Origin of the sequence: Streptococcus sp. 3613, from assembly GCF_013277375.1 — a bacterium.
GTDB lineage: Bacteria > Bacillota > Bacilli > Lactobacillales > Streptococcaceae > Streptococcus > Streptococcus pseudopneumoniae.
This window is the reverse complement of record NZ_VMMV01000031.1, coordinates 47,701-59,368: the sequence shown is the minus strand read 5'-3', so window position 1 is coordinate 59,368 and position 11,668 is coordinate 47,701. Positions and strand designations below refer to the sequence as shown.

Below are 11,668 nucleotides of genomic sequence, written 5' to 3'. Positions count from 1 at the left end.
GTAACATATACATACGGCACGACAAGGCTGACATGGTTTGAAGAGTATGGAACAATCATAACTTATTTGAAGATTTTAAAAGATTGTAAGCTATTATATCTGGATAAATAAGTATTAGAAACTAAAGTGAGGAAAAAGATGTTTTTATATTTAAAGGGTTTAGGAAAATTTCGTAAGTCAAAAGCTTATGGATTGGTGGGATGTCTGGCATTGGTGAGTATGATTGGATTATCGGTTCCTGATTTACCAGTTATTGGTGGTGGGGTCGTTTATGCTGACGTTATTCAAGGTGGCGATGATATAAAAGATGTGAGCGTTCATGAGAAGTCCGCTGAGGGTGTTGCTATGACTTATACCACTTATGATAGTGGTACGAGTGGGAAACAAACCGCATCAGGTAGCGGTGTCTTTGTAGCGCCGAATGTGATGGTAACAGTAGCTCATAACTACTATGATAAAAACCAAGATGATAAGTCTGCGGTCTTGCGTGGTGGGGAGTCTGCTCGTAGTTATGTTGTGATGAACTCGGAAAAGGAGAAAAGCAATAAAGTACCTACTTCAGGGGTATCAGAAGCTCTTGAAAAAGACTCTATTCACTTGTATAACGGCAAAGACTTTGGTAAAGACTATAGCAACGACTTAGCAGTAGTGGTAACTAAAAAGCCTGTAGAAGCTATGACAGGGGGAGAAGACTCTCCAAGAGAGTTGAGTGATAAAGAGGTTTCTACTGGTGATAAAATCACTATGGTCGGATATCCCAATGATTTTTCTACTCCAAATTTAAGTAAAGAAAATAAAGCTCGCTTGAAAGACGGTAAGGCTTATTCAGTCTCAACAACTGTGAGCAGTATCAATAAAGAGAGCGGTGCAGTCACTTATCATTCCTCAGCTTTGGGAGGTTTTTCAGGTGCTCCTTTGTTTAATGATAAGGGAGAGGTAGTCGGTATCCACCAGCACGGAACAAATACTTCAAACGCTCCTGAGAGTGAGCGTATTGGCGGTGGTACTATCTTTACGGAAAAGCACAGAACTTGGATTCGTTCTATGATTGATAAATATGGTATAAAGGGTTGGTATATAGATGGTGCAAACCGTTACTACTATGATGAAAATCATATAGCTTTAAAAGATGTAGAGTCTGAGATTGACGGCGCTTTGTATCGTTTTGATGAAAAAGGTCGAGCTACTTTAGTAAAAGGTGAAGAAAAAGGTCGAGTAGTATTACGTGTAGAAGATACTAAAGGCAATCCTTTGATTTCAGATAAGGTTGTTCAGGAAGGTCCTGTTGGAAGTGGTTTAGAGTTTCATTTGAGACAAAACCCTGATTTTAAGCAGTTGGTAGCAAGTTCTCCTAAAGCCAAAGTGGTTTCTTACAATGGAGTGTCTATAAACAAGTTGGCTAATGATACAAGTTGGTCTGATGAATATATCAGTAAGTTAGCTTTAGGTAATACCATTATAAAAGCTGTTGTTGACTCAGTAAATCCTTCATCTACTTCGTCTTCTGATTTCGCAAGAACGGAGGTTGGTAAGGTTGACTTGAGTGGCAAATCCAACTTACCTGTGCCTAGTAAAGAGGTGTTACAAGCTCCGAATGGTTCAGAAAATTTTTATGCTACAACGCATATTCAAACGCCAGATGGGTCAGGGTCTGGTACCTTAATTGCACAAAATCTAGTATTAACAGTCGCTCATAATTTTTTAACAGTTAAAGGTTCTGAGGTCGTTACGAAATCTGGTCGTACCAATACAGTGTATAAAGCAACCTTACCGAATGGTCAGTCTGTGCATTTTTCAGATGATGATATTGTTTATTGGAATAAAAAAGATTCCGTATTTGGATTTAAAAATGACTTAGCCTTGGTTCGACTAAAAGAAGATTTCAAAGCGGTAACTCCTGTAGAGGTTGTAAAACAATCTTCGAAAGTTGCAGAGGGGGATTCAGTTTCGGTCTATGGTTTTCCAGATAACAAGCTAAGTCCAGTTTTAGATAGCAAAGTAGTAGGAACTACAGACTTCGGTTCAGGTGTTGAGGGTATCAGCTATGAAGGCACAAAACCCGGAGCGTCTGGTGGTGGTCTTTATAATGACAAAGGTACTTTAATTGGAGTTCACCAAAATGGTGTCGTAGGAAGCCGCAGTGGTGGTTTGGTTTTATCAAAAGAGCAACTGGATTGGGTTCGTTCTTATATTGAAGGTAAACCAAAAGAGCCTGTCTATGTAAAAGATGAAGTTTTGGTGGATGAGAAGGATAAGGATAAACTTCCTTCAACTCCAAAAGACGAAAAACCAAGTACACCTAAAATAGAGTCTGATAAAGATAAAGTAGAACCTCCTCTCAAACCGCAAAAGGAGCCGAAAACAGAGGTTATTACCACTTACGAAGGTGATAGTACCCTTGAGGTTGGAAAAGAGCGTACAGAGGATACTAAGGGTGAAAAAAAAGGTGTTCCACTTATTTACCGAGTAGTGTATAAAGGTACTAAGCCGAAAGTAGAAAAAGAATCGATTGCTTTTGATACTCTTTACCAAGGAGATGAAACAAAAGAGCTTGGTTTCCGTTCAGTTGTAGAGGGTAAAGGAGGGGTGGTTACTCGAACTACTACTTATCAAGTAGATAAGTATACAGGAGCGGTATCTTCTCAAGTTTCTGAGAAGAAAATAGCTCCTCAATCCAAGGTGATTACTTTAGGTATTAAACCCAACAGTGTCATAAAAGAACTTCCGATTACAGAGCGTTTTGAGGACTCCGAAGAGTTAGAGAAAGGGAAAACGGAGGTTGTTTCGGAGGGGTATGTAGGTAAAGAAGTTACTACGGTGACTTATAAGGTCTTAGCTGATGGAAAGATTGTTGAAAATTCTCGTACAGTCGAGGTTACACCTATGAAAGAACGTGTGGTTCTTAAGGGTGTGAAGGAAGTGGTGTCATCGACGGAAGAAAACTCAAGTAATCTCAAAGAGGAAGTGGTATCTCCAGATAAAGTAGAGTTTCTAGTTCCAAAAGATGCGCCGATCAGAGAAGAACTGCCTGCGTCTAGTGAGGAATTTTCAGAGTCAGAGGTTTTAGTATCGGGAGAAAAAATACCAGGAGACCTTGGGAAGTCTATAGTATCTTCAAAAGAACTAGTCCCTGAAAGAGTGGAAGTTCCAGACTTTGTGGCTAAAGTTACAGGTGGAGAAAAATTGACAGTAGAAGGGCACCGAGATGAGAGAAAAATAAAGACTCCATCAAAACAGGAAAGATTATCTAGCCCAGAAACCACTGCTCAATTCACAATGAACGGGACAGGTTCGTCATCGTTAACAGCTGTTTTTGGCGTTGAAGCGGATAACATGTCACTTTCTACTGTTGAACATTCTGTTATTACATATAATCAACAAAGAGGATGGCATAAGATAAATAATCAGTGGTATTTTAGAAATTCCGATGGGAAAGAACGGACAGGCTGGATGAAAGAAAATGATGCATGGTATTATTTTGATGCGAATGGAATCATGCAAACCGGTTGGATACAGGATACAGACGGTAATTGGTATTATCTCAAGGATAATGGCATGATGGAGGTAGGCTGGTTCCAAGATTCAAGTGGCGCGTGGTACTACTTAGGATCATCTGGTTCCATGGAATCCAATACATGGATTTATTATAAAGGAAAGTGGTACTATATCGATGCTTTTGGGAAACTACTTTTCAATTCGCTAACACCAGACGGCTATAGAGTGAACGAGTACGGGGAATGGATCAACTGATTTTGCTTTATGACCTATTGATGAGCAAGCGAGTAGTATAAAAAACATTAGAATTAATAGTCTAGGAAGTGGTAAGAGTTCTCTAAAACGGCTGATTTTGTAATCTTTTTTGTAAAATAGAGTCTTTAATAAATAATATGAGCAAGATTTATCTCTTTACAAGTGATTAGGATTAATAATTTTTAACTTTCTCGCTCCTTTTGTCTTTCTTTTCCGAATAAATAGGTAGTAGCAGTGAATCTAGTAAACCTAGATTTAAAAATGTGCTATAATGAAAGGAGAGGAAATATGATTCTAAGACATCCGGGCATTAGCCCGACCAATGATTTGGTTGCTAAGAAAATCTTTAGCAACCCAGAAATCACTTGTCAATTTATCCGCGATATGCTGGATTTACCAGCAAAAAATGTGACCATTTTGGAGGGAAGCAATATTCATGTCTTGACTTCCATGCCCTATTCGGCGCAAGATTTCTATACCAGTATTGATGTCTTGGTGGAGTTGGATAATGGAACCCAAGTAATCATTGAAATTCAGGTTCATCATCAGAATTTTTTCATCAATCGCCTGTGGGCTTACCTATGTAGTCAGGTCAATCAAAACCTAGAAAAAATTCGCCAACGAGAAGGTGATACACACCAGAGTTACAAACATATTGCACCAGTATATGCTATCGCTATCGTGGACAGTAATTATTTTCAAGATGACTTAGCTTTTCATAGCTTTAGCATGCGCGAGGATACGACAGGTGAGGTCTTAACCATCACAAATAATGGACAGGAACATCATCTAGTCAAGATGGCGTTCTTGGAATTAAGAAAATACAGAGAAACCAGCAAAGATAGCATTCGCAAACCGTGGTTGGAGTTTTTTGGGAATAAACCCTTTACCCAACAACCCGAGCGAGCCATCAGCCAAGCAGACCAACTGCTGGACTACAAGAGCTGGTCCGAGGAGGACAGGAGAATGTTTAGTGAACAACGCAGGCGTGAAGAACAAGCCTTATTAGCACAGGACTATGCTTTGGAGCAAGCTGAGGAAAAAGGTTTAGAGAGGTCTTGAACGTGGTCGCGCAGAGGGGATTGAACAAGGCATCGAAAAAGGTTTAGAACAAGGACTTGAACGTGGGAAAGTTGAAGGAAGTTTGTCTATGCTACTAAATCTAGTCCACCAAGGACTTCTGACTTCCGAGGTTGCCAGTCAGCAGTTGGGCATGACCGTTGCTGAGTTTGAAGTATTATTGAAAGACCATCATAAATAAGAATGTTGAATCTCAAATTCAAGTTAGGCAGAGAGAAGAAATTTTCAGAGAGATTTGCGATCCAACTATTTTTTAGGACAATCATTGCTTCACCTCTCGATGAAGGCAACTTTTTTAGAAGTCGTTTTTTTAGGTAAGAGGATTGACTTTAGGAAATCATCTACGAGTCAGTTTTTTTAAGTCCTCATATAGAGACTCTAGGCATAAAATCTTAAAAATCACAAACACGCATAGTATCAGGTAATTAAAAAACTTGATATTATGCGTTTTATAGTGCATTGAATCTATATTAGGACACAACAATTCTTAAATCATTGTTAGAAATTGGTTTGAATTTTCCAATCAATTTGTTCGATTTTTACATCATTGCATTATATCATGTGACTATTAACCTTGTTTTCTCCTAAAATTGACTTTCTTGTTTTTTATCTTGTCCACTCGAAACAAGTGTTGTAAGAATTTGATTATTTTTGAAAGTACTTTTAATGTAGTTTATATACTTAAAAAGATTTGAAACTAAATTCCAAATTAGAAAAAGACTTGAAATACTAAAAAAAAAGTATACTCTAATTGAAAACGGTAACAAAACTAATTTAGAGAATGAAATATAGAGTATTTCTCTCTTAAAAGTTTTTGGTGAAACGAGATGTAGAAAGGAGATTTAGCCAAAGAGTCTATTAGTGCTAGAATAATAGATTAGAATTATTTTAGAAAAACGAAGTGAGCAGCTTATAAATTCAAGTCCCCAAATAGATTCATACTAGTATCTTTTGCAAAAAATAAAGGGCGGACTTCCTTCATGAATATCAATTTCATCTATAAGGAAGGTAGCTCATTGAACTAACTTATTTATTCTGTTTGTCGCTAGAAAAATCAGACCTCCTTGTGAAGATTGAGGAGATACTGAATGAAAATCAAAGAAGAAACTAGCAAGCTAGCAGTAGATTGCCCAAAACACCGCTTTGAGGTTGTAGATAAGACTGACCTATATAATCCAAGGTGAAGCGACTGTGGTTTGAAGAGATTTTCAAAGAGTATAGGTTAGAGAGTGTAGTGTTTTTATGTCCTTCTAGTAGAAAATGCTAGACAGAAGAATGGGGAACTTGGATAGGAAAAATAGATTGAGAAAGGAGGTTAGAAGAGATGATTATTACAAAAATTAGCCGTTTAGGAACTTATGTGGGAGTAAATCCACATTTTGCAACATTAATAGATTTTCTAGAAAAAACAGGACTAGAAAATTTAACAGAAGGTTCGATTGCTATCGATGGTGATCGATTGTTTGGGAATTGCTTTACTTATCTAGCAGATGGTCAAGCAGGGGCTTTCTTTGAAACACACCAAAAATATTTGGATATTCATTTAGTTTTGGAAAACGAAGAAGCCATGGCTGTTACGTCGCCGAAAAATGTAAGCGTTACCCAAGAGTATGATGAAGAGAAGGATATTGAATTATACACAGGGAAAGTGGAACAGTTGGTTCATTTGAGAGCTGGCGAATGCCTCATCACTTTTCCAGAAGATTTACATCAACCCAAGGTTCGTATAAATGATGAACCTGTGAAAAAAATTGTCTTTAAAGTTGCGATTTCTTAATGTAGAAAGGGAAGAACGATGAAAAAAATGAGAAAGTTTTTATGTCTAGCTGGAGTTGCGCTAGCAGCCGTTGCCTTGGTAGCTTGTTCAGGAAAGAAAGAAAGTACAACTAGTACTGAACCACCGACAGAATTATCTGGTGAGATTACAATGTGGCACTCCTTTACTCAAGGACCACGTTTAGAAAGTATTCAAAAATCAGCAGATGCTTTCATGCAAAAGCATCCAAAAACGAAAATCAAGATTGAAACATTCTCTTGGAATGACTTCTATACTAAATGGACTACAGGTTTAGCAAATGGAAATGTGCCAGATATTAGTACAGCTCTTCCTAACCAAGTAATGGAAATGGTCAACTCAGATGCTTTGGTTCCGCTAAATGATTCTATCAAGCGTATTGGACAAGATAAATTTAACGAAACTGCCTTAAATGAAGCAAAAATCGGAGATGATTACTACTCTGTTCCTCTTTATTCACATGCACAAGTCATGTGGGTTAGAACAGATTTGTTAAAAGAGCATAATATTGAGGTTCCTAAAACTTGGGATCAACTCTATGAAGCTTCTAAAAAATTGAAAGAAGCTGGAGTTTATGGCTTGTCTGTTCCGTTTGGAACAAATGACTTAATGGCAACACGTTTCTTGAACTTCTACGTACGTAGTGGTGGAGGAAGCCTCTTAACAAAAGATCTTAAAGCAGACTTGACAAGTCAACTTGCTCAAGATGGTATTAAATACTGGGTTAAATTGTATAAAGAAATCTCACCTCAAGATTCTTTGAACTTTAATGTCCTTCAGCAAGCTACCTTGTTCTATCAAGGAAAAACAGCATTTGACTTTAACTCTGGCTTCCATATCGGAGGAATCAATGCCAACAGTCCTCAATTGATTGATTCGATTGATGCTTATCCTATTCCAAAAATCAAAGAATCTGATAAAGACCAAGGAATTGAGACCTCAAACATTCCAATGGTTGTTTGGAAAAATTCAAAACATCCAGAAGTTGCTAAAGCATTCTTAGAAGCACTTTATAATGAAGAAGACTACGTTAAATTCCTTGATTCAACTCCAGTAGGTATGTTGCCAACTATTAAGGGGATTAGCGATTCTGCAGCCTATAAAGAAAATGAAACTCGTAAGAAATTTAAACATGCTGAAGAAGTGATTACTGAAGCTGTTAAAAAGGTACTGCTATTGGTTATGAAAATGGACCAAGTGTACAAGCTGGTATGTTGACTAACCAACACATTATTGAACAAATGTTCCAAGATATCATTACAAATGGAACAGATCCTATGAAAGCTGCAAAAGAAGCAGAAAAACAATTAAACGATTTATTTGAGGCTGTTCAGTAGATGTAAAAGACAAGAAAATAGGTGGGCTAGTGAGCTGAAAAGCCCTAGCCCAATCTTGTAAAAGAAGGGAGAAGGAGAATGGTTAAAGAACGTAATTTAACTCGCTGGATATTTGTTTTGCCAGCTATGATTATCGTAGGATTACTCTTTGTTTATCCGTTTTTCTCGAGTATTTTTTATAGCTTTACCAATAAGCATTTGATTATGCCCAATTATAAATTTGTTGGTTTAGCTAACTATAAAGCTGTGCTATCAGATCCCAACTTCTTTAATGCGTTCTTTAATTCAATTAAGTGGACCATTTTCTCATTAGTTGGTCAAGTTTTAGTAGGGTTTGTATTGGCTTTAGCTCTTCACAGAGTACGCCACTTCAAGAAATTATATAGGACCTTATTGATTGTTCCTTGGGCATTTCCTACCATCGTTATTGCCTTCTCTTGGCAGTGGATTCTAAACGGGGTTTATGGCTACTTACCTAATCTAATCGTAAAATTAGGTTTAATGGAACATACACCTGCATTTTTGACAGATAGTACATGGGCATTCCTATGTTTGGTGTTTATCAACATTTGGTTTGGAGCACCAATGATTATGGTTAATGTGCTTTCAGCTTTGCAAACAGTACCAGAAGAACAATTTGAGGCTGCTAAGATAGATGGTGCTTCAAGTTGGCAGGTGTTCAAGTTTATCGTCTTTCCACATATTAAAGTAGTTGTAGGGCTTCTAGTTGTTTTGAGAACTGTATGGATCTTTAATAACTTTGACATTATCTACCTTATTACGGGTGGTGGACCGGCTAATGCTACAACGACGCTTCCAATTTTTGCTTACAACCTGGGTTGGGGCACTAAATTGTTGGGTCGTGCTTCAGCAGTTACAGTGTTGCTCTTTATCTTCTTGATGGCGATTTGCTTTATCTACTTTGCTATCATCAGTAAGTGGGAAAAGGAGGGTAGAAAATAATGAAGAAGAAATCCAGTATTTATTTAGATATTCTCTCACATGCACTCTTGATTGGTGCGACTATTGTTGCAATTTTCCCATTGGTATGGATTATCATATCGTCTGTCAAGGGGAAAGGGGAATTGACTCAGTATCCAACACGATTTTGGCCTGAACAGTTTACATTAGATTATTTTATACATGTTATCAACGATTTGCACTTTATTGATAACATTCGAAATAGTTTAATCATTGCCTTAGCTACAACCCTTATTGCGATTATTATTTCTGCTATGGCAGCCTACGGTATTGTTCGATTCTTCCCTAAATTGGGAGCAATCATGTCGAGACTACTCGTCATTACCTATATTTTCCCACCAATTTTGTTAGCAATTCCCTATTCAATTGCCATTGCTAAAGTTGGGTTAACAAATAGTTTATTTGGCTTGATGATGGTTTATCTATCTTTTAGTGTTCCATATGCAGTTTGGCTCTTAGTTGGATTTTTCCAAACAGTTCCAATTGGAATTGAAGAAGCAGCTCGAATTGATGGTGCAAATAAATTTGTAACGTTTTATAAAGTTGTGCTACCGATTGTAGCACCAGGTATTGTAGCAACAGCTATTTATACATTTATCAATGCTTGGAATGAATTCCTGTATGCCTTGATTTTGATTAACAATACAGGAAAGATGACAGTAGCAGTAGCCCTTCGTTCACTTAATTGTTCAGAAATACTAGACTGGGGAGATATGATGGCAGCGTCTGTTATTGTAGTTCTTCCATCAATCATTTTCTTCTCTGTCATCCAAAATAAGATTGCAAGTGGATTGTCAGAAGGATCTGTGAAGTAATACTCAATGAAAATCAAAGAGCAAACTAGCCGCAGGCTGCTCAAAGTACAGCTTTGAGGTTGCAAATAAAACTGACGAAGTCAGCTCAGAACACGTTTTTGAGGTTGTAGATGAAGCTGACGAAGTCAGTAACCATACGCACAGTAAGGCGACGTTGACTCGGTTTGAAGAGATTTTTGAAGAGTATAAGTTAAAATTAGAAAGTTTATTCAATAATAAAGGAGAAAAACATGGTTAAATATGGTGTTGTTGGAACAGGGTATTTTGGAGCTGAATTGGCTCGTTATATGCAAAAGAATGATGGAGCAGAGATTACTCTTCTCTATGATCCAGATAATGCAGAAGTAATTACAGAAGAATTGGGAGCAAAAGTAGCAAGTTCCCTAGATGAGTTGGTTTCTAGCGATGAAGTAGATTGTGTTATCGTCGCAACTCCAAATAATCTTCATAAAGAACCGGTTATTAAGGCTGCACAGCATGGTAAAAATGTTTTCTGTGAAAAACCAATTGCGCTTTCTTATCAAGATTGTCGCGAGATGGTAGATGCGTGTAAAGAAAACAATGTAACCTTTATGGCAGGACATATTATGAATTTCTTTAATGGTGTTCATCATGCAAAAGAACTCATTAATCAAGGAGTTATCGGAGACGTTCTATATTGTCATACAGCTCGTAATGGTTGGGAAGAACAACAACCGTCAGTATCATGGAAAAAAATTCGTGAAAAATCAGGTGGTCACTTGTATCACCACATCCATGAATTGGATTGCGTTCAATTCCTTATGGGGAGCATGCCTGAAACTGTAACCATGACAGGTGGAAATGTGGCCCATGAAGGTGAACATTTCGGTGATGAAGATGATATGATTTTTGTCAATATGGAATTTTCTAATAAGCGTTTTGCTTTGTTAGAATGGGGTTCAGCTTATCGTTGGGGTGAACATTATGTCTTAATCCAAGGAAGCAAAGGTGCCATCCGCTTAGACTTATTCAACTGTAAAGGAACTCTTAAGCTAGATGGGCAAGAAAGCTATTTCTTGATTCACGAATCGCAAGAAGAAGATGATGATCGGACTCGTATCTATCATAGTACAGAGATGGATGGAGCAATTGCTTATGGTAAACCAGGTAAACGTACTCCATTATGGCTATCATCTGTCATTGATAAAGAAATGCGCTATCTGCATGAGATTATGGAAGGAGCTCCAGTATCAGAAGAATTTGCAAAACTTTTGACAGGTGAAGCTGCCCTAGAAGCAATTGCTACTGCAGATGCTTGTACCCAGTCTATGTTTGAAGATCGCAAAGTAAAATTGTCAGAAATTGTAAACTAAATTTTGGTATTCTCCTATTATAGGTCGACTTGCTCCTCTGAAAGTACTTTTAGAGGAGCTGTTTGACTTGGCTAGTTTTTGAAACTGAAATCTATTATACTACAAACTATTGAAAGCGTTTTAATTTTAAGGTATAATAATCTCATAGAAATAAAGAAAAAAGAAAGGGAGGAAAGAAGATGCCACAGATTAGTAAAGAAGCCTTGATTGAACAAATCAAAGATGGAATCATCGTTTCTTGTCAGGCTCTTCCTCATGAACCGCTTTATACAGAAGCGGGAGGGGTGATTCCCTTGCTGGTCAAAGCGGCTGAGCAAGGTGGAGCAGTCGGTATCCGAGCCAATAGTGTTCGCGATATCAAGGAAATTAAGGAAGTCACCAAACTTCCGATTATTGGGATAATCAAACGAGATTATCCGCCACAAGAACCCTTCATCACGGCTACTATGAAAGAAGTTGATGAATTGGCAGAACTGGACATCGAGGTGATTGCTCTGGATTGTACCAAGCGTGAACGCTACGATGGTTTGGAAATTCAAGAGTTCATTCGTCAGGTCAAGGAGAAATATCCTAACC

The 11,668-nt window shown here is 37.7% G+C and carries 5 protein-coding genes and 3 pseudogenes; all 8 read left to right on the top strand.

From position 1 onward, the window contains the following. Positions 1 to 138: 138 nt before the first annotated feature. Positions 139 to 3,750, top strand: coding sequence for a trypsin-like peptidase domain-containing protein (locus HT708_RS04020; RefSeq protein WP_172926019.1), 3,612 nt, complete (start codon positions 139 to 141; stop codon positions 3,748 to 3,750). 288 nt (positions 3,751 to 4,038) lie between these two features. Next, a pseudogene (locus HT708_RS04015) lies at positions 4,039 to 5,011 on the top strand (Rpn family recombination-promoting nuclease/putative transposase). 1,143 nt (positions 5,012 to 6,154) lie between these two features. Then, complete coding sequence (locus HT708_RS04010) at positions 6,155 to 6,607, top strand: YhcH/YjgK/YiaL family protein (protein WP_000587463.1); 453 nt, start codon at positions 6,155 to 6,157, stop codon at positions 6,605 to 6,607. 18 nt (positions 6,608 to 6,625) lie between these two features. Further along, positions 6,626 to 7,962 (top strand): annotated as a pseudogene (locus tag HT708_RS04005) (sugar ABC transporter substrate-binding protein). 78 nt (positions 7,963 to 8,040) lie between these two features. After that, positions 8,041 to 8,925 (top strand): sugar ABC transporter permease, encoded by an 885-nt coding sequence (locus HT708_RS04000; RefSeq protein ID WP_000237984.1) that lies wholly within the window; start codon positions 8,041 to 8,043, stop codon positions 8,923 to 8,925. After that, positions 8,925 to 9,758, top strand: a complete 834-nt coding sequence (locus HT708_RS03995) for a carbohydrate ABC transporter permease (RefSeq protein WP_138704368.1) — start codon at positions 8,925 to 8,927, stop codon at positions 9,756 to 9,758. Before HT708_RS04000 ends, HT708_RS03995 begins: the two co-directional genes overlap by 1 nt. Positions 9,759 to 9,988: 230 nt before the next feature. After that, on the top strand, positions 9,989 to 11,092 hold the full coding sequence (locus tag HT708_RS03990; RefSeq protein ID WP_023935702.1) for a Gfo/Idh/MocA family oxidoreductase: 1,104 nt from the start codon (positions 9,989 to 9,991) through the stop codon (positions 11,090 to 11,092). A gap of 179 nt (positions 11,093 to 11,271) precedes the next feature. Continuing rightward, positions 11,272 to 11,668, top strand: a pseudogene (locus HT708_RS03985) (N-acetylmannosamine-6-phosphate 2-epimerase); the annotation flags it as partial.

Coding starts and splice junctions, on each gene's coding strand:
- HT708_RS04020 (WP_172926019.1), top strand. CDS start 139: ATGTTTTTATATTTAAAGGGTTTAGGAAAATTTCGTAAGTCAAAAGCT.
- HT708_RS04010 (WP_000587463.1), top strand. CDS start 6,155: ATGATTATTACAAAAATTAGCCGTTTAGGAACTTATGTGGGAGTAAAT.
- HT708_RS04000 (WP_000237984.1), top strand. CDS start 8,041: ATGGTTAAAGAACGTAATTTAACTCGCTGGATATTTGTTTTGCCAGCT.
- HT708_RS03995 (WP_138704368.1), top strand. CDS start 8,925: ATGAAGAAGAAATCCAGTATTTATTTAGATATTCTCTCACATGCACTC.
- HT708_RS03990 (WP_023935702.1), top strand. CDS start 9,989: ATGGTTAAATATGGTGTTGTTGGAACAGGGTATTTTGGAGCTGAATTG.